Annotated in this window: 1 rRNA gene; it reads right to left on the minus strand. The window is 50.6% G+C overall.

The features are described 5' to 3' along the window. Positions 1-263: ribosomal RNA gene (locus tag M3182_RS25910) — 23S ribosomal RNA — on the minus strand; the annotation flags it as partial.

The following is a 263-nucleotide window of genomic DNA, read 5'->3' on the forward strand; positions in this document are numbered from 1 at the left end:
CTATTCAGACTCGCTTTCGCTGCGGCTCCGTCTTTCCAACTTAACCTCGCATATGATCGTAACTCGCCGGTTCATTCTACAAAAGGCACGCTATCACCCGGCATTTTTCCGAAGGAAAAGATGCACATGGCTCTAGCTACTTGTAGGCACACGGTTTCAGGATCTTTTTCACTCCCCTTCCGGGGTGCTTTTCACCTTTCCCTCACGGTACTGGTTCACTATCGGTCACTAGGGAGTATTTAGCCTTGGGAGATGGTCCTCCC

Origin of the sequence: Mesobacillus maritimus (assembly GCF_023715205.1) — a bacterium.
In the GTDB taxonomy this organism is placed as follows: Bacteria; Bacillota; Bacilli; order Bacillales; family Cytobacillaceae; genus Mesobacillus_B; species Mesobacillus_B maritimus_C.